Genomic DNA, 17,737 nt, shown 5'->3' with positions numbered 1-17,737 from the left:
TCACGCGGGGACGTGCACCGTCTCCACCCGGCTGGCGACCAGCCGTTCCCGCTCCCGCCGCACCGCCCGGCTGCGCAGCCGCAGGATCTGACTCACGCCCAGCGCCTGCAGGACGAACACCGCCGAAAAGGCCACGCTGTAGTTGTCGCCGGTGGCGTCCAGCAGGACGCCGATCGCGAACAGGGTCGTCATCGAGGCGACGAAACCACCCATGTTGGTGATCCCGGACGCGGTGCCCTGTCGCTCGGGCGGGTTGGCAGGCCGGGCGAAGTCGAAGCCGATCATCGACGCGGGACCGCACGCGCCCAGCACCGAGCACAGCACGACGAGGAGCCACATCGGCGCCCGGTCGGCCGGATAGAGCAGGGTCGCGGCCCATACGACGGCGGTCGCCGCGACCGTGCCCAGGGCAAGCGGCAGCCGCGCCGCGTGGTGCCGGGCCACGATCTGGCCGTAGACCAGGCCGACCACCATGTTCGACAGGACGACCAGGGTCAGCAGTCCGCCCGCGGTGGCGCGGCTCAGTCCCTGGGCCTGGACCAGGAACGGAAGGCCCCACAGCAGCAGGAACACCATCGCCGGGAACTGGGTGGTGAAGTGCACCCACAGGCCCAGGCGGGTGCCCGGCTCCCGCCAGGACGCGGCGATCTGCCGGCGTACGTAGGCCGCGCCCCGGTGCGGGAAGGGCTCGGGCTCGTGGCCCTCGGGGTGGTCCTTCAGGAAGAGCAGAACGAGGACGAGGACGACCGCGCCCGCCAGCGCGCTGCCCGCGAACGCCGGGGTCCAGCCGATGCCGTGCAGCAGCCGGGCCAGCAGCAGGGTGGAGACCAGGTTGCCCGCCATGCCGACCAGTCCCGCGAGCTGCGCGACCAGCGGCCCGCGCCGCACCGGGAACCAGCGGGTGCCCAGGCGCAGCACGCTGATGAACGTCATCGCGTCACCGCAGCCGAGCAGCGCGCGCGAGGCGAGGGCCATGCCGTACGACGGTGAGAAGGCGAAGCCCAGCTGTCCCGCGGTGAAGAGCACGGCCCCGATGCTCAGCACCTTCTTGGTGCCCAGCCGGTCGACGAGCAGGCCCACGGGTATCTGCATGCCGGCGTAGACCAGGAGCTGGAGGATCGAGAACGTGGACAGGGCCGAGGCGTTGACCTGGAAGCGGTCGGCCGCGTCCAGTCCGGCGACCCCCAGGGACGTCCGGAAGATGACGGCGACGAAGTAGACCGAGACGCCGATGCCCCAGACGGCGACGGCGCGGCGGCCGCCCGGAGGGTCACCCGGAAGGGTGGCGTTCCTCATCGCACCTCACCCCGTGCGAGGTGTGAGAACCAGCTCACGTGCCGGTGCACGATCCCGACGGCCCCCTCCGCGTCACCGGAGCGCAGCGCGTCGAGGATCTCCTCGTGCTCCATGAGCGTCTTGGCGATCCGGTCGGGGTGGGAGTGCATGACGGCGACGCCCATGCGCAGCTGGCGGTCACGGAGCTGGTCGTAGAGCCGGGAGAGGATCTCGTTGCCGCCGCTGCGCACGATCTCGGCGTGGAAACAGCGGTCGGTGACCGCGGCGGCGGCCAGATCACCGGCGGCGGCCTGCTCCTTCTGCCGGGCGAGCAGCTCCTCCAGACGCTCGATCAGACCCGCCGGTGTGGGAACGGCCTTGCGGGCCGCGTGCTCCTCCACCAGCAGCCGGGTCTCCACGACGTCCGCGATCTCCTGCGCGGAGACGGGCAGCACCAGGGCGCCCTTCTTCGGGTAGAGCTTGATGAGTCCTTCCACCTCGAGCCGCAGCAGCGCCTCGCGCACCGGTGTGCGCGAGACACCGACGGCCTCGGCCAGCTCGCCCTCGGTGAGCAGCGTGCCGCCCTCGTAACGGCGGTCCAAGACACCCTGCTTGACATGGCTGTAGACGCGGTCGGCGGCGGGGGGCTGCTTGACGGCCAGACTCATGCCCACAGGATAGATACAACACGCACGCATGGGGGGTGGCGGTCCATCATGCGGACGGGCCGAAAAATTCCCTCAGGGACAACACAACCTTCTGTGCTACTTACGTGTCACACACGTGCGGCCCCACTCCACTTGCCAACTCAACTCGGCCGCACCACTGGGGCATTCGACACCATTCGGGGTATTTGACTTGATTACCGGCATTAAGGGCATCCGCCTCCGCAGAGCCGTAGCCGTCGCCGTGACGACCGGCGCAGTGCTCGCCACCGGAGCCATCACCGCGGCACCGGCGCAGGCCGTCACCACGCCCACCATCACCGCCAAGAGCGGGTACCTGATGAACAGCGCCACCGGCGCGACCCTGTTCAAGAAGTACGAGAACACCCACCGGCTCACCGCCTCCACCACGAAGATCATGACCGCCAAGGTGGTGCTCTCGCAGTCGAACCTGAACCTTGACGCCAAGGTCACGATCAAGAAGGCGATCAGTGACTACATGGTCTCCAAGGGCTACCCTTCGTCGGCCCACCTGATCGTCGGTGACAAGGTCACCGTCCGTCAACTGCTGTACGGGATGATGCTGCCGTCCGGCTGCGACGCCGCGATGGCCCTCGCCGACAAGTACGGCTCCGGTACGTCGGTCAGCGCGCGCGTGAAGTCGTTCATCTCGAAGATGAACACGACGGCCAAGAACCTCGGCATGACGAACACGCACTTCGACTCGTTCGACGGCATCAGCAACGGCTCCAACTACTCCTCGGCGAAGGACCTGACGCTGCTCGCCCGCAGCGCGATGAAGAGCACCACGTTCAAGACCGTCGTGAAGACCAAGTCGTACACGGCGAAGACGATCACGAGCTCCGGCGCCACGCGCACGATGGGCACGTGGACCAACACCAACACCCTGCTCGGCTGGAACGGCGTGCTCGGCATCAAGACCGGATCGGGCACCGAAGCCCACTACTGCCTCGTCTTCGCCGCCACGCTGAACGGCAAGTCGGTCATGGGCGCCGTCATGACCGCCCCCTCGGCGGCCGACCGCACGTCGGACGTGAAGAAGCTCGTCAACTACGGCTACGCCAAGCTGGGCTGACGCCCACCGGCACCGCGAACGGGCCCGTCGTCGTCACGACGGGCCCGTTCTGCGTTTCTGCGTTTGCCGGCGGTTACGCCCAGGTGATCAGCCGCTTCGGCTGCTCCAGGATCGCCGCCACGTCGGCCAGCACCTTGGAGCCCAGCTCGCCGTCCACCAGCCGGTGGTCGAAGCTCAGCGCCAGGGTGGTGACCTGACGCGGCTTCACCTTGCCCTTGTGGACCCACGGCTGGAGCTTGATCGCGCCGACCGCGAGGATCGCGGACTCGCCGGAGTTCAGGATCGGCGTGCCGGTGTCGACGCCGAAGACGCCGACGTTGGTGATCGTCACCGTGCCGCCCTGCATCGCGGCGGGGGACGTCCTGCCCTCCCGCGCCGTCGCGACCAGCTCGCCGAGGGCCTCCGCGAGCTGCGGCAGCGTCTTGGCGTGCGCGTCCTTGATGTTCGGGACGATCAGGCCACGCGGGGTGGCGGCGGCGATGCCCAGGTTGACGTAGTGCTTGAGCACGATCTCCTGGTTCGCCTCGTCCCAGGACGCGTTGACGTCCGGGTGGCGCTTGATGGCGACCAGCAGGGCCTTGGCGACCAGCAGCAGCGGGTTGACCCGCAGGCCCTGCATCTCGTATTTCTCGGGGGCCCGCTTGATCTCCTCGACGAGCCGCATCGTGCGCGTCACGTCCACCGTCACGAACTCCGTGACGTGCGGCGCCGTGAACGCCGAGCCGACCATGGCCTGCGCGGTCGCCTTGCGGACGCCCTTGACCGGGACACGGGTCTCGCGCGCGCCGTCGTACGTCACGGCCGGCGCCGGAGGCGTCACGGCGGCGGGTGCCGTCACCACGGGCTCGACAGCCGCGGGCGCGACCGCCGTGACCGCCGACACCGCCGCGTGCACGTCCTCGCGCGTGATGATGCCGTCGGGGCCCGACGGGACCACCGTGGCCAGGTCGACGCCGAGGTCCTTCGCCAGCTTGCGCACCGGGGGCTTGGCCAGCGGGCGCGGCTGGGCGACGGCGGGAGCGGGACCGTGGCCGTTCAGCTCGGTCTGGACCGCCTGCGCGGCCGCCGGGGCCGTGGCCTCGGTGCCCTTGCGCGGGCGGCGCTTGGTCGAGGAGGCGGCGACGCCGTAGCCGACCAGCACCGGCTGGCGGCCCTCCGGCTTCTGCTCCTCCTCGGGCTGCACGGCCAGAGCCGGTGCGGGCGCCTCGGCGGGGGCCCCGCCCGCGACGTCCACCGCGATGATCGCCGTGCCCACGTCCACCGTGGTGCCCTCGGGGAAGTGCAGTTCGCGGACCACGCCGTCGTAGGGGATGGGGAGTTCGACGGCCGCCTTCGCGGTCTCGACCTCGCACACCACCTGGCCGTCGGTCACCTTGTCGCCCGGCTGCACATACCACTTGAGGATCTCGGCCTCGGTGAGCCCCTCGCCCACGTCGGGCATCTTGAACTCGCGTACGGACGCTTCCGTCATCGTCGTCACGACCCTCTCCTCAGTACGCCAGGGCACGGTCGACGGCGTCGAGCACCCGGTCCAGGTCCGGAAGATACGACTCCTCCAGGCGCGCCGGCGGATACGGGGCGTGGTAGCCGCCCACCCGGAGCACAGGGGCCTCCAGGTGGTAGAAGCAGCGCTCCGTGATCCGGGCGGCGATCTCCGCGCCCGAGCCGAAGAACACCGGCGCCTCGTGGACCACGACCAGGCGGCGGGTCTTCTCGACCGAGGCCTGGACGGTGTCGAAGTCGAGCGGGGAGACCGAGCGCAGGTCCACGACCTCCAGGGACTTGCCCTCCTCGGCGGCCGCGTCGGCGGCCTCCTGGCAGAGCTTCACCATCGGGCCGTAGGCGACGAGGGTCAGGTCGGTGCCCTCGCGGGCGACGCGGGCCTTGTGCAGCGGACCCGGGATGGCCTCGGTGCTGACCTCGGCCTTGTCCCAGTAGCGCCGCTTGGGCTCGAAGTAGATCACCGGGTCGTCGCTCTGGATGGCCTGCTGCATCATCCAGTAGGCGTCCGACGCGTTGGAGGGGCTGACGATCTTCAGGCCCGCCACGTGCGCGAACAGGGCCTCGGGGGACTCGGAGTGGTGCTCGACCGCGCCGATGCCACCGCCGTAGGGGATGCGGATGACGACCGGCATCTTGACCTTGCCCAGGGAGCGGGCGTGCATCTTCGCGAGCTGGGTGACGATCTGGTCGTACGCCGGGAAGACGAAGCCGTCGAACTGGATCTCCACGACCGGGCGGTAGCCGCGCAGGGCCAGGCCGATCGCGGTGCCGACGATGCCGGACTCGGCGAGCGGGGTGTCGATGACCCGGCTCTCGCCGAAGTCCTTCTGCAGTCCGTCCGTCACACGGAAGACTCCGCCGAGCTTGCCGACGTCCTCACCCATGACGAGGACCTTGGGGTCGGACTCCAGGGCCTTGCGCAGGGATTCGTTGATCGCCTTGGCGAGCGCCATCTTCTCGGCCATGTCAGTTGCCCCCCTCTGCGTCCGCGAACGACGCCTGGTAGGCGGCGAACTGGGCTCGCTCCTCGTCGACGAGCGCGTGCCCGTCCGCGTACACGTTCTCGAACATGGCGAAGTCGTCCGGGTCCGGCATGGATCGGACCACTTCGCGTACTCGTTTGCCCAACGCTTCGCTCTCCGCTTCGAGTTCCGCGAAGAATCCCTCGTCCGCGTGGTTTGCGGACTCCAGGAACCGGCGAAGGCGCAGGATCGGGTCCTTCGCCTCCCAGGACGCCCGCTCGTCGTCGTGGCGGTAGCGGGTGGGGTCGTCCGAGGTGGTGTGGGCGCCCATGCGGTACGTGTACGCCTCGATCAGCGTCGGGCCCTCACCGGCGCGGGCGCGCTCCAGCGCCCACTGGGTGGCCGCGAGGCAGGCCAGCACGTCGTTGCCGTCGACCCGCACGCCCGGGAAGCCGAAGCCCTGCGCGCGCTGGTAGAGCGGCACCCGGGTCTGCTTCTCGGTCGGCTCGGAGATGGCCCACTGGTTGTTCTGGCAGAAGAACACGACGGGAGCGTTGTAGACCGCGGCGAAGTTGAAGGCCTCGGACACGTCGCCCTGGCTGGAGGCGCCGTCGCCGAAGTAGGCGATGACCGCCGAGTCCGCACCGTCCTTGGTGATGCCCATCGCGTAGCCCGTGGCGTGCAGCGCCTGGGAGCCGATGACGATCGTGTAGAGGTGGAAGTTGTTGCTGTTCGGGTCCCAGCCGCCGTGGTTCACACCGCGGAACATGCCGAGCAGGTTGGTCGGGTCGACCCCGCGGCACCAGGCCACGCCGTGCTCGCGGTAGGTCGGGAAGACGTAGTCGTCGTCGCGCAGGGCCCGGCCGGAGCCGATCTGGGCGGCCTCCTGGCCGAGCAGCGAGGCCCACAGGCCCAGCTCGCCCTGGCGCTGCAGGGAGGTGGCCTCGGCGTCGAAGCGGCGGGTGAGCACCATGTCGCGGTACAGGCCGCGCAGCTCGTCCGGGGTGATGCCGGCGACGTATCCGTCGTACTCGGCGTTCTTGACCCGCTTGCCCTCCGGCGTCAGCAGCTGCACGAGCTCGGGTTCGGAGCTCTTCTGCGCAGTGCTGCGGGTGGTGCGCTTGGTGCCGGTGGTGCCGGCCTTGCCTGCGGTGCTGCGTCGCGGCTTGCTCGCGGCACTGCTGTCCACGGTCACGTGTGCTCCTCCGTCGATCCGGCCCCCGGGGTTGCCGGTGAGCTGGGGGTCCCCCTTGCTCTTTTGAGCTCGGGAGAGCGGCTCACCTGTTCCGAAACCCGTGCACGGGGTGGGTGCCGCTCGGCCGGGAACAGGCGTGACAGGTGCCCCGGCGAGCGCCCTGCAAACGTCACGTTACCCAGTGCTCCACATTTCTGTGAAACCCCTCCTGACCTGCGATTTTGCTTGGATTTCCAAGTAAAATCGGCGCGGACGGGAAGGTCGCTGGTCACAGCCTTGCAGGAGGCCGGAGCAACGGCACGTTATCCCGCACACCCCGGCCACGGGAAGAGTCGACGTCCGAAACCGACCTGGCACAGAAAAGGGGCTGTATCGGCTTATTTCACGCAAACGGCAGAGTCGGCGACACTTCGAGCACTGACCGTGAACGAATGCGACTGCCTGTGACAAGCCCCAGCTCACCGCCTCCGCGGGTGCCCTAACATCTGGCGCGTGCCGCGCTCATGTGTACCACCCCTAGTACCCCTTGCGCCCCCTCTGGGCGCCCTGCTCCGTCTGTACGCCGCCGGTTCCGCCCTCGCCTGCGAGCCCGTCGAGCAGGGTCTGCTCAACCGTGGCTACCGGCTGTGCACCACCCGCGGCCGCTACTTCCTCAAGCACCACTTCGACCCCGACACCGCCGATCCGGCCGCCATCGAGCGCCGGCACCGCGCCACCCAGCGCCTGGCCGACCTGGGCGTCCCCGTCGCCCCGCCGCTCCCCGGCCGCGACGGGCGCACCGTCGCGGTCGTCGGCGGCCACGCCTACGCCCTGCACCCCTGGATCGACGGCAGGCACCGCCACGGGGGCCAGCTCACGCCCGGACAGTGCGTGCGGCTCGGGGCGCTGCTGGGAGCCGTGCACGCCGCCCTGGAGCGGGTGATGCCGCCCAAGGGGCGCACGCGCCCGGCCGCCGGCCCGCACCCCGTGAAGAGCGCCGACCCCGCCGACACCTTCGCCCTCATCGACGAACTGCTCGCCCACGTCAGCCGCCACCGCCCGGCCGACGCCTTCGACGAACTGGCCCGGCACCGGCTGCTCGAACGCCGCGCACTCCTCGAACAGCACGCGGACCGGCGCCCCCCGCGCGGCGGCTCCGTGGGCTGGGTGCACGGGGACTTCCACCCCTTCAACCTGCTCTACAAGGGTGACGCGCCCGCCGCGATCGTCGACTGGGACCGGCTCGGTGTGCAGCCCCGCGCGGAGGAGGCCGTACGGGCCGCCGCGATCTTCTTCGTACGGCCCGCCGGCGCGCTCGACCTGCCGAAGGTGCGGGAGTACGCGCGCGCGTACCGGCGCGCGGCCGGGGCCACGCCCTCGGAGCTGGCGGCGGCCGTGCACCGCGTGTGGTGGGAGCGGCTCAACGACTTCTGGATGCTGCGCTGGCACTACGAGCGCGGCGACACCCGCGCGGACCCCCAGTTCCCGGCCGCGTCGGCGCTCGCGGTGTGGTGGACGCGGGAGTACGACGCCGTGTGCGACGCGTTCGTGGAATGAGCCCTCGAGCAGCACGCGCGCGTGAGGCATCGATCGGCTCTCACGCGCGCGTGGCGGTCGTGTCAGAAGGCCGGCGTTTCAGCCGGTGCCCTTCAAGGCCCGCCCGTGGCGCCCGGGTTGCCCGTCGGGTCCGTCGCCGGGTCCGAGGACTGCGGCTGCGACGGGGTCCCAGGATCCGTCGGCTCGTCCGAGGGCGTCGGGTCGGTCGGCTCGTCGGTCGGTTCGCTGGTCGGGCTCTCGGACGGGGTGTACGACGGGGTGTACGAGGGCGTGTAGTCGGAACCGGTGCCCGGGTCCGTGGTGTCGCCCGTGGCCTCGTCCGTGGGCTGGTCCGTCGCCTCGTCGGTCGGGCTCTGGGTGGCCTTCTCGTGCTTCGTGGTCTGCGAGGTGGTGGGTGACTGCGTGGTGCCGCTGCCACCGGTGCCGTTGCCGGTGTTCTTCAGCGCCAGCGCCACCCCCGCCACGATGGCGATCACCGCGAGGACGGCGAGGATCCACAGCTTGCCGCGGCCGCCGCCCTTGTTGCCGTACGCCTCGAAGCCGCCGTCGTCGCCGCTTCCGTACCCGGCGGGCAGGATCGGCTGCGGGATCTGGGTGGTGCCTGAGGCGTGCGCCGGGTGCGGCATGGCGGTCGTGCCGGCGAAGCCTCCGGCCGGGGTGTGCCGGCCGTCGTGCATCGTCACCGGCCCGGTGTTCCAGGTGCCGGTGTGGCCGCCGTGGTCGTACAGCATCTGCAGGCCGTACTGGACCAGGCCGCGCATCTCCTCGGCCGTCTGGAAGCGGTCGTCCGGCTCCTTGGCGAGCGAGCGCATGACCAGGCCGTCGAGCTCCGGCGGAACGGACTCGGAGACCTCGGAGGGAGGCTTGGGGATGTCCTGCACGTGCTGGTAGACCACCGACAGCGGGGTCTCGCCCGTGAACGGGGGCCGCAGCGCGAGCAGTTCGTACAGCAGGCAGCCCACCGCGTACAGGTCGGAGCGGTGGTCGACGGCCTTGCCGAGCGCCTGCTCCGGCGACAGGTACTGGGGCGTGCCCATGACCATGCCGGTCTGCGTCATCGTCGTGGACGCGCCGTGCAGCGCGCGGGCGATGCCGAAGTCCATCACCTTGACGGCACCGTTGGTGGTGATGATGACGTTGGCCGGCTTGATGTCGCGGTGCACGATGCCGTGCTGGTGCGAGTAGGCCAGCGCCTCCAGGACACCGGAGACGATGATCAGGGCCTGCTCGGGGCCCGGCGCCTCGGCGTTGATCAGCAGATCGCGGATGGTGCGACCCTCGACCAGCTCCATCACGATGTACGGCACCGACTGGCCGCCCACGAAGTCCTCACCGGAGTCGTACACGGCGACGATCGCGTGGTGGTTGAGACCGGCCACCGACTGGGCCTCGCGCGTGAAGCGGGCCTTGGAGGTCGGGTCCTCGGCGAGGTCGGCGCGCAGCAGCTTGACCGCGACCGTGCGCCCGAGGCGTACGTCCTCGGCCGCGAACACCTCCGCCATGCCACCCCGGCCGAGCCGATGGGTCAGCCGGTACCGGCCGTCGCCGACGAGCCCTCCGTTGCCCCACATCTCCGGCGCGTCTGACATGCCGCCGCCGGACGCCTCGGGGTCGGACGGGCCCTGGGCGCGCTGCGTCTGTGCCATCAGTCCTCGCCGTCGTTTCTGCCCGCGGTGCGCGCGGTGTTGTTACGGTCTCCGTCGGCCACGCTACAGCCTCCGGGCAAGCCGCCGGTCCGCGTTGGGCACAGGGACCGGCCCCGGACCGGCCGGTCATCAAACCCGTAGCACGCGCTGTCGTGCAAATTCTGTGGAGTGCGCGTACGGCCGCTGTAACGCTTCCGCGACGCTTCTTTCGCGTACGGTCACGGAACGGGCACCGCGCTTGACGTGTCAGTGCCCTCGGGCAGACTTGGCCGGGAATGACACATTCGATCAACAACAACCGGTCAACGACGGCGCCTGAGAGCCTAGTGGGGGACAGGGAAAGATGAGCCAGGACGGCGCACACGGCCGGTATGCGGGGCGGGCGCTCGCCGGCGGCCGCTACCAACTGCGCGACTTGCTCGGCGAGGGCGGCATGGCCTCGGTTCACCTGGCGTACGACGCGGTGCTCGACCGCCAAGTCGCGATCAAGACACTGCACACCGAGCTGGGCCGTGAGCAGGCCTTCCGTGAGCGGTTCCGCCGCGAGGCCCAGGCCGTGGCGAAGCTCACGCACACCAATATCGTCTCCGTCTTCGACACCGGCGAGGACGACCTGGACGGGATGACCACTCCGTACATCGTGATGGAGTACATCGAGGGCCGCCCGCTGGGCTCGGTCCTCGACGAGGACGTCCGGCAGCAGGGCGCCATGCCCGTCGACAAGGCGCTGAAGATCACCGCCGATGTGCTGGCGGCCCTGGAGATCAGCCACGAGATGGGGCTGGTCCACCGCGACATCAAGCCCGGCAACGTGATGACGACCAAGCGCGGCGTCGTCAAGGTGATGGACTTCGGCATCGCCCGCGCCATGCAGTCCGGTGTCACCTCCATGACGCAGACCGGCATGGTCGTCGGCACCCCGCAGTACCTCTCGCCCGAGCAGGCCCTCGGCCGGGGCGTGGACGCCCGCTCCGACCTCTACTCGGTCGGCATCATGCTGTTCCAGCTGGTCACCGGGCGGCTGCCGTTCGACGCGGACTCCCCGCTGGCCATCGCCTACGCGCATGTGCAGGAGGAGCCGGTGGCTCCTTCGTCGATCAACCGCGCGCTGCCGCCGGCCGTGGACGCGCTGGTCGCCCGCGCGCTGAAGAAGAACCCGAACGAGCGTTTCCCGTCCGCCGAGACCATGCGCGACGAGTGCCTGCGCGTCGCCGCCTCCGTCCAGGCGACCCCGCCGAGCATCGTGCCGGGCACGCCCGCGCAGAGCGGCGCCGGCGTCGGCTCCGCGGTGTTCCCGCCGGTCGACCAGGCGACCCCGGCGCCCACCGGTCCCGTACAGACGCCGTACCAGCCGACCCCGGCCCCGAACCCGTACGGCACCCCGACACCGTCCCCGGCGTACGGCTACCCGCAGCAGGGCGGCTACCAGACCCCTGCCCCGGTCGGGTACGGGCAGCAGGCCCCGTCGACCCCGCCGCCCTACACCATCTCGCCCCAGACCTCGGTCCAGTCCCCCGGCGGCTCCAAGAGCAACAAGCCGGTGATCATCGGCTCGATCGCGGTGTCCCTGGTCGCGGTCGTCGGCCTGATCGTGGCGCTGGTCCTGAACAACGGCAGCGACGACAACACTGGGGGCGGCGGCAGCAGCGCGAGCGCGTCCTCCCCGGCGCCCCACGCGGCGGGCTACCGCGGGCCGGACACGTCGCGCACGATCGAGACCACAGAGTGCACGGAGCCGCAGGAGTCGTACAACGACCCCAAGAAGATCCAGCTCCCCGACTTCCGCTTCAAGTACATCAAGTCGGTCAAGGCCTGCGCACAGGCCGCGGGCTGGACCGTGAAGACGGTGCCGGTCGACGAGAACACGTACGGCGATGGCACGGTCATCAACCAGCTCCCCGCCCCCGACTCGGACGTCGACCCGAAGAACGTCGAGATCCAGGTCTACGTCTCCACGGGCAACCCGCCGACCGGCTGAGCCCGACGAGCGCATGAGAGAGGGCCCGGCATCCTTTGCCGGGCCCTCTTGTGTACGGGCCGGTTGCCGGGCTCTCGCGGGTACGGGCTACAGGTACGGGCCGCCCGTGCGGCCGCCCGCGCGCGGGTCGTCGCCGTCGTGGCTCGCGCCCGGCGGGAGGGCGCGGCGCATCTGCTCCAGCTGGGCCCTGGCGGCCATCTGCTGGGCGAACAGCGTCGTCTGGATCCCGTGGAAGAGCCCCTCCAGCCAGCCGACCAGCTGAGCCTGCGCGATGCGCAGCTCGGCGTCGCTCGGCGTCACGTCGTCCATGAACGGCAGCGAGATCCGCTCCAGCTCCTCCACGAGTTCCGGGGCGAGCCCGTCCTCCAGCTCCTTCACCGAGCTGCGGTGGATCTCCTTGAGCCGGGCCCGGCTCGCCTCGTCCAGCGGAGCGGCACGCACCTCCTCCAGCAGCTGCTTGATCATGCTGCCGATCCGCATGACCTTGGCCGGCTGCTCCACCTGATCCGTCACCGGCGTCTCGCGGGAGTCCTCGCCTCCTGTGCCACCGAGCGCCATCCCGTCCTGGCCCAGGACCAGGATCTGGGGATTCTCCGGCGACCTTTCGTTCCTCGGCATCTCCATGCCGCCATTCTCTCGCACCCCTACACCTCATCACCGTGGTGCCCCCCGTGGGGCCTGATCCACCGTTTAGACCCGTCGGCGGAATCCGGAATGCCGGGATGCTTCATAAATGTGAGGCTTATTTCTGTCGATCTTGGCGATTGGGTTCCAGGAGGTCACCGCTGTGACTCCATGGCTGCGTTTCACTCTCCGAGCCGCGGGGCTGCCGTTCGTCCTCGGTACGGTGGCCGTTCCGTGCGGCGCCGTGCCCTCGTACGGCGCCGAGTCCTCGCCCCCGGGCTCGCCCGCCCCCACGGTCGCCGCCTCCGGGTCCGTGTCGGCCTCGGCCGCCGGCTCCGGCCCCACCGCCTCCGCTTCGGCCGCGGCCTCGCCCGAGCCGTCCCGGGCCGGGAGCCGGGCCGGTGAGGGGCACGAGCGGCCGGGGCGGCCGGAGGAGCCCGCCGCGGAGGTCGAGGGCGACGAGACCGAGTCCCAGGAGGAAGCGGACGATCCCGGCGAGGACGGCGACGCCAGCGCCCTCGCGACCCCGAGCACGGCGTCCTCCGCGTCGCCCCAGGAGGCCGGGCTGGTTCCCTCCGCGCCCCCGGTACGGCCCGCGGAACAGAACGGCGCCCACGGGGGCGAGTCCACCGCCGAGCCCGTTCTGCAGATCCTGCCGCTGGGCAGCGGCCTGGTCCTCATCGGGCTGGGGCTGGGCCTGGCGTTCGTCGCCCTACGGGTACGCAGGGGCTGAGACCCGCCCTGCCGGCCGCGCCGGGACGCCGGGCGCTACCGCGCGATCAGCAGGACCTTGCCGACGTGGCCGCTCGCCTCCACCACCCGGTGAGCCTCGGCGGCCTCGGACATCGGCAGCTCGCGGTCCACGACCGGGCGGATGTGACCGGCGGCGATCAGGGGCCACACATGCTCGCGCACGGCCGCGACGATGGCCGCCTTCTCGGCGAGCGGTCGGGCCCGCAGCGAGGTCGCGCTGATCGCGGCCCGCTTGTTCAGGAGCGCGCCGATGTTCAGCTCGCCCTTGGCGCCGCCCTGCAGGCCGATGATCGCGAGACGGCCGTTGACGGCGAGGGCCCGGACATTGCGGTCCAGATACTTGGCGCCCATGTTGTCGAGGATGACGTCGGCGCCCGCACCGTCCGTGGCCCGCTCCATCTCGGCGACGAAGTCCTGCTCCCGGTAGTTGATCAGCACGTCGGCACCCAGCTCGGCGCAGCGTTCGAGCTTCTCCTTGGTACCGGCCGTGACCGCGACCTTCGCCCCGACCGCCTTGGCGAGCTGGATGGCCATCGTGCCGATGCCGCTGGAGCCGCCGTGCACGAGCAGCGTCTCACCGGGGCGCAGATGGGCGACCATGAAGACGTTCGACCAGACCGTGCAGACCACCTCGGGCAGCGCAGCGGCCTGCGTGAGGTCGATGCCCTTGGGGACCGGCAGCAACTGCCCGACCGGGACGACGACCTTCTCCGCATAGCCGCCGCCCGAGAGCAGCGCGCACACCTCGTCGCCGACGGCCCAGCCGGAGGCCCCGGGACCGAGCGCGGCGATCCTGCCGGAGCACTCCAGGCCGGGATAGGGGGACGCGCCGGGAGGCGGGTTGTAGAAGCCCTGCCGCTGCAGGATGTCGGCCCGGTTGACGGCGCCGGCCACCACCTCGACCAACACCTCGCCCTCGCCGGGCACCGGATCGGGGACCTCGTCCCACACCAGCGCCTCGGGCCCACCAGGTTCGGGAATCGTGATCGCATGCATGACGCCGACGCTACCCCTGACCGCGGTGGCCTTCGGGTGAGGCCCGCTCAGTCCCGTGGCAACGGCCGCAGGTCCGGGGTGACCTGCGCACCCGGTGTCACACGGACGATCGTGATCAGACGGTCCGTCAACTGGAGGGTACCGATGGACGGGTCGTCGTAACCGAGCACCCGGTGCCCGCGCACGACGCTCACCACCAGGTCGTCCATGTCCCGCGGCCCCCGGCCCACCTCGGCCTTGACCACCGGGCGTTCGACGAGGTCGAGGCCACTGCCCTGCTGGATCAGATCCTCCATCACCATGCCGGCGGCGGGGCTGAGCACGGACAGGCCGAGCAGCCGGCCGGCCGCGCTGGCGCTGGTGATGACGGCGTCCGCGCCCGACTGCTTGAGCAGCGGCGCGTTCTCCTCCTCGCGCACCGCCGCCACGATCTTGGCGCTGCGGTTGAGCTGCCGGGCGGTGAGGGTGACCAGGACGGCCGTGTCGTCGCGCTGCGGCGCGACGATGATCTGCCGGGCCTTGTGCACCTCGGCCCGCTTCAGCACCTCGCTGCGTGTCGCGTCGCCCATGACACCCGCATAGCCGTCGGCCGTCGCGGCGTCGATCACCGTGCTGCTGGGGTCGATCACGACGACCTGGTCCTTCCGCAGCCCCGTCGCCAGCACGGTCTGGATCGCCGACCGCCCCTTCGTGCCGAAGCCGATGACGACGGTGTGGTCGCGCAAGGTGGACCTCCAGCGATTCAGGCGCCATTCCTCACGGGTGCGCTCGGTGAGCACCTCCAGCGTGGTGCCGACGAGAATGATCAGGAACAGCGCACGCAGGGGCGTGATGACGAAGATGTTGGTGAGCCGGGCACCGTCGCCGACCGGCGTGATGTCGCCGTATCCGGTGGTGGAGAGGGTGACCGTCGCGTAGTAGAACGCGTCGAGGAGATCGACGGAGCCATCGGAGTTGTCGTTGTAGCCGTCACGGTCGGCATAGACGATCAACGCAGTCGCGACCAGTACCAGCAGGGCCATCGCCAGTCGTTTGGCGACCTGGCGGATCGGGCGCTCCACCACTTTCTTCGGGAGCTTCACCTGATGGGTCACCAGTTGTTCGCCCGCCTGGCGGGCTATGGCGTCATGACCCGGAAGTTTCACGTGAAACACACCCCGATTCCGGCGCTCGCCCAGGGCAGGTCGAGGAGTTCCGTCTCCTGCCCCTGCTTGGCGCCACCAGGTGGTACGACCGCGAGCGCGTCGGCGGCGGCGATGCCGCGCAGCATCGCCGGGCCGTTGTAGTGCACCGGCGCGGCACCGTCGCCGCGCAACACCACGGGGATGAGCCGGGTGTCGTACGGATGCCCGTGCACCGTCTCCCGCAGCGGCAGCGTGTAGGGCTCGGGGGCCGGGTGGGCGGCGAGGGTCCGCAGCAGGGGTTCGGCGAGCGTGAGCAGGCCGGAGACGGCCGCGAGGGGGTTCCCGGGCAGGCCGACGAGGTGCTGGTTCTCCTTGGTGCGGGCCAGCAGCATGGGGTGGCCGGGGCGCACCTTGACGCCGTCGACGAGCAGTTCGGCGCCGATGCGCCGCAGGGTGGGATGGACGTGGTCGACGGGGCCGGACGCGGTGCCGCCGGTGGTGACGACGAGGTCGGCGTCGGAGGAGGTGATGGCCTTGTGCAGGGCCTCGGCGTCGTCACCGATCCGGCGTACCGAGGTGACGTCGGCGCCGAACGCGCGCAGCCAGGACGGCAGCATCGGGCCGAGCGCGTCACGGATGAGCCCCTCGCGCGGGAGCCCTTCGGTGAGCAACTCGTCGCCCAGGACGAGCACTTCGGCACGGGGGCGGGGGATCACGGTGACGATGTCGTATCCGGCGGCCGCGGCGAGGCCCAGCACCGCCGGGGTGACGAGGGTGCCGACGGGCAGCAACTGGTCGCCGCTGCGGCACTCCTGGCCACGGGGGCGGATGTCCTGGCCGTGGCCCACTTCCCGGGTGGGGTGCAGACGGCCCTTGGCGTCGATGCGGCCGTGCTCGCTGCGCAGGACGGCCGTGGTGTCGGGCGGGACACGGGCACCGGTCGCGATCCGTACCGCCTCCCCGTCCGTCAGCGGCTCCGGCTGCGCGTGCCCGGCCAGAACGCCCATCTCCCGTACGGCCCAGGGGCCGGGTCCGGCGACCGCCCAGCCGTCCATCGCGGAGGTGTCGAAGGAGGGGAGGTCGGTGAGCGCGTCGAGCGGGGCGGCCAGGGCCAGGCCGAGGGCGTCGCCGAGCGGCACGGAGACCGGGGCGCGGCGGGCGCCGGAGCGGGCGGCACGGGCGGCGATCTCGCGGGCCCTGGGCCAGGGGGTGGCCTTGTGGTGAGCGTCGTCCGAGGCGCGCCCGGCGTCGAACGCGGGCACGGGTACGTGGCCGCCCTGGGCGGGACCGCGGTCTTCCTTGGGTTTCCTCACGAGGGCGAGCGCCTCCTCGACGTCGAGGTCGTCGGTGTCCTCGGTGTGTGCGCCGGCCCGGCTGCCGTGGGTGGTCATCCGGCGTCCGGGCCCGGGGCGGGCTGCGGGGAGCCGTTCTCTTCCTCCCAGCGCAGCGCCAGAGCCGTCGCCTTGCGGGCGGCCTCTGCGACCGCCTCGGGGCCGCCCTTGCCCTGCGCGGCCGCATAGCCGACGAGGAAGGTGGTCAGCGGGGCTGCGGGGCGGGCCACTCCGTGGGCGGCGTCGCGCGCGAGGTCGAGCAGGACGCCGGTGTCGACGTCCAGGTCGATGCCCAGTTCGTCCTTGACTGCGGAGATCCATTCATCCAACACGTACCCATGCTCCCTGATGCGTGCTCTGGCGGTGGCTATGTCGTCCCAGGTGTCGCAGTCGAAGGACGCGAGCGGGTCCGGGACACGGGTGAGGTCGAGCGCGCCGGTCAGCCGGCGCAGGGGCAGCCCGACGAGGCCGCCGTGCCGGTCCGCGAGCGCCGCGAGCTCACGGCGCAGGGCGGCCGTACGGTACGCGGCGACGAGCGGCTGGTCGCGGCCGTCCGCGTCGATGAGCAACGCGCCCTCGGCGCCCCTGGTGCGCAGGGCCGTCACCAGCCGGCGCACCGTGGCCTCTTCGAGGAAGGGCAGGTCGGCGGAGAACACCACGGTGAACTCGGCGGGGACATCCTGGATCGCGGTCCGCCGGAGCCCGGCGTCGAGCGCGGCGACCGGTCCGCCGCCGGGCGGCTCCTCTCGGGCCCACCGCACCGGACGGGCGGTCGGCCGCGGTTCGGCCACCACGACGGTCGTACGCGCTCCGGCGCAGGCCGCGAGCACCCGGTCGAGCAGCGGGCGCCCGCCGACCCGCACGGCGGGTTTGTCCACCCCGCCGAGGCGCCGGGCGGCACCACCGGCGAGCACGACGGCGTCGTAGGGCACATCGGCGTACGACGCGGCGTCGTCGGGCACATCGGCGTATGCGGGCACGCCGTCGTACGGCACGTCGGGGCCGGGGGCGGCGGGCTCGGAGGCGGTCACCCTCCGAGTATGCGTGCCTCCC

Annotated in this window: 15 protein-coding genes; 4 read left to right on the top strand and 11 right to left on the bottom strand. The window is 71.2% G+C overall.

Going from position 1 to position 17,737, the window contains the following annotated elements; genetic code table 11:
• Positions 1-1,296, bottom strand: a complete 1,296-nt coding sequence (locus ACZ4EG_RS18595) for an MFS transporter (protein ID WP_453547086.1) — start codon at positions 1,294-1,296, stop codon at positions 1-3.
• Positions 1,293-1,943, bottom strand: a complete 651-nt coding sequence (locus tag ACZ4EG_RS18590) for a GntR family transcriptional regulator (RefSeq protein ID WP_453547084.1) — start codon at positions 1,941-1,943, stop codon at positions 1,293-1,295. The genes ACZ4EG_RS18595 and ACZ4EG_RS18590 overlap by 4 nt, the downstream gene beginning before the upstream one ends.
• A gap of 190 nt (positions 1,944-2,133) precedes the next feature.
• Here ACZ4EG_RS18590 and ACZ4EG_RS18585 point away from each other — a divergent pair, with 190 nt between their 5' ends.
• On the top strand, positions 2,134-3,036 hold the full coding sequence (locus ACZ4EG_RS18585) for a D-alanyl-D-alanine carboxypeptidase family protein (protein ID WP_467791299.1): 903 nt from the start codon (positions 2,134-2,136) through the stop codon (positions 3,034-3,036).
• A 73-nt stretch (positions 3,037-3,109) separates the two neighbouring features.
• Here ACZ4EG_RS18585 and ACZ4EG_RS18580 read toward each other — a convergent pair whose 3' ends face one another.
• The 3 genes from ACZ4EG_RS18580 to pdhA are packed head-to-tail and all read right to left on the bottom strand — an operon-like array spanning position 3,110 to position 6,696.
• Complete coding sequence (locus tag ACZ4EG_RS18580; RefSeq protein ID WP_467791298.1) at positions 3,110-4,516, bottom strand: dihydrolipoamide acetyltransferase family protein; 1,407 nt, start codon at positions 4,514-4,516, stop codon at positions 3,110-3,112.
• 10 nt (positions 4,517-4,526) lie between these two features.
• Positions 4,527-5,504 carry an alpha-ketoacid dehydrogenase subunit beta gene (locus ACZ4EG_RS18575; protein ID WP_363296231.1) on the bottom strand — a complete coding sequence of 326 codons (978 nt, stop codon included), beginning with the start codon at positions 5,502-5,504 and terminating at the stop codon, positions 4,527-4,529.
• A gap of 1 nt (position 5,505) precedes the next feature.
• Positions 5,506-6,696, bottom strand: coding sequence for a pyruvate dehydrogenase (acetyl-transferring) E1 component subunit alpha (gene pdhA, locus ACZ4EG_RS18570; protein ID WP_467791297.1), 1,191 nt, complete (start codon positions 6,694-6,696; stop codon positions 5,506-5,508).
• A gap of 492 nt (positions 6,697-7,188) precedes the next feature.
• On the opposite strand from pdhA, the gene ACZ4EG_RS18565 reads away from it, so the two are divergent.
• Positions 7,189-8,232: a phosphotransferase gene (locus ACZ4EG_RS18565; RefSeq protein ID WP_467791296.1), complete on the top strand. Its 1,044-nt coding sequence runs from the start codon at positions 7,189-7,191 to the stop codon at positions 8,230-8,232.
• Positions 8,233-8,324: 92 nt separating this feature from the next.
• Here ACZ4EG_RS18565 and ACZ4EG_RS18560 read toward each other — a convergent pair whose 3' ends face one another.
• The gene (locus tag ACZ4EG_RS18560; protein ID WP_453547076.1) at positions 8,325-9,878 is read right to left on the bottom strand and encodes a protein kinase domain-containing protein; all 1,554 of its coding nucleotides are present in this window, start codon (positions 9,876-9,878) and stop codon (positions 8,325-8,327) included.
• Between the two features lie 343 nt (positions 9,879-10,221).
• On the opposite strand from ACZ4EG_RS18560, the gene ACZ4EG_RS18555 reads away from it, so the two are divergent.
• On the top strand, positions 10,222-11,856 hold the full coding sequence (locus ACZ4EG_RS18555; RefSeq protein ID WP_467791295.1) for a protein kinase domain-containing protein: 1,635 nt from the start codon (positions 10,222-10,224) through the stop codon (positions 11,854-11,856).
• Between the two features lie 87 nt (positions 11,857-11,943).
• Here the strand turns inward: ACZ4EG_RS18555 and ACZ4EG_RS18550 are convergent, their stop codons facing one another.
• Entirely contained in the window at positions 11,944-12,480 is a 537-nt protein-coding gene (locus ACZ4EG_RS18550) for a bacterial proteasome activator family protein (RefSeq protein ID WP_453547072.1), read from the bottom strand.
• Between the two features lie 163 nt (positions 12,481-12,643).
• Between ACZ4EG_RS18550 and ACZ4EG_RS18545 the strand changes: the two genes are divergently transcribed.
• On the top strand, positions 12,644-13,213 hold the full coding sequence (locus tag ACZ4EG_RS18545) for a hypothetical protein (protein ID WP_467791294.1): 570 nt from the start codon (positions 12,644-12,646) through the stop codon (positions 13,211-13,213).
• 35 nt (positions 13,214-13,248) lie between these two features.
• On the opposite strand, the gene ACZ4EG_RS18540 is transcribed toward ACZ4EG_RS18545, so the two are convergent.
• From ACZ4EG_RS18540 to ACZ4EG_RS18525, 4 genes are read right to left on the bottom strand one after another with little or no spacing between them, the layout of a single operon-like run.
• On the bottom strand, positions 13,249-14,229 hold the full coding sequence (locus tag ACZ4EG_RS18540; protein ID WP_467791293.1) for an NAD(P)H-quinone oxidoreductase: 981 nt from the start codon (positions 14,227-14,229) through the stop codon (positions 13,249-13,251).
• Positions 14,230-14,276: 47 nt separating this feature from the next.
• Positions 14,277-15,383 (bottom strand): potassium channel family protein, encoded by a 1,107-nt coding sequence (locus ACZ4EG_RS18535; RefSeq protein WP_467791292.1) that lies wholly within the window; start codon positions 15,381-15,383, stop codon positions 14,277-14,279.
• Positions 15,371-16,744: a molybdopterin molybdotransferase MoeA gene (locus ACZ4EG_RS18530; RefSeq protein WP_467791291.1), complete on the bottom strand. Its 1,374-nt coding sequence runs from the start codon at positions 16,742-16,744 to the stop codon at positions 15,371-15,373. The genes ACZ4EG_RS18535 and ACZ4EG_RS18530 overlap by 13 nt, the downstream gene beginning before the upstream one ends.
• Positions 16,741-17,715, bottom strand: coding sequence for an NTP transferase domain-containing protein (locus tag ACZ4EG_RS18525; RefSeq protein WP_467791290.1), 975 nt, complete (start codon positions 17,713-17,715; stop codon positions 16,741-16,743). The genes ACZ4EG_RS18530 and ACZ4EG_RS18525 overlap by 4 nt, the downstream gene beginning before the upstream one ends.
• Positions 17,716-17,737 lie beyond the last annotated feature (22 nt).

This window comes from Streptomyces sp. NPDC025638, assembly GCF_055558775.1.
The sequence above is the reverse complement of the archived record's forward strand: the minus strand, read 5'-3'. Positions and strand labels throughout refer to the sequence as shown.

What these genes read in the sequence shown, in the direction of transcription:
- ACZ4EG_RS18595 (WP_453547086.1), bottom strand. Translation starts at nt 1,296, where the DNA reads ATGAGGAACGCCACCCTTCCGGGTGACCCTCCGGGCGGCCGCCGCGCC.
- ACZ4EG_RS18550 (WP_453547072.1), bottom strand. Translation starts at nt 12,480, where the DNA reads ATGGAGATGCCGAGGAACGAAAGGTCGCCGGAGAATCCCCAGATCCTG.
- ACZ4EG_RS18540 (WP_467791293.1), bottom strand. Translation starts at nt 14,229, where the DNA reads ATGCATGCGATCACGATTCCCGAACCTGGTGGGCCCGAGGCGCTGGTG.
- ACZ4EG_RS18555 (WP_467791295.1), top strand. Translation starts at nt 10,222, where the DNA reads ATGAGCCAGGACGGCGCACACGGCCGGTATGCGGGGCGGGCGCTCGCC.
- ACZ4EG_RS18530 (WP_467791291.1), bottom strand. Translation starts at nt 16,744, where the DNA reads ATGACCACCCACGGCAGCCGGGCCGGCGCACACACCGAGGACACCGAC.
- ACZ4EG_RS18560 (WP_453547076.1), bottom strand. Translation starts at nt 9,878, where the DNA reads ATGGCACAGACGCAGCGCGCCCAGGGCCCGTCCGACCCCGAGGCGTCC.
- ACZ4EG_RS18590 (WP_453547084.1), bottom strand. Translation starts at nt 1,943, where the DNA reads ATGAGTCTGGCCGTCAAGCAGCCCCCCGCCGCCGACCGCGTCTACAGC.
- ACZ4EG_RS18575 (WP_363296231.1), bottom strand. Translation starts at nt 5,504, where the DNA reads ATGGCCGAGAAGATGGCGCTCGCCAAGGCGATCAACGAATCCCTGCGC.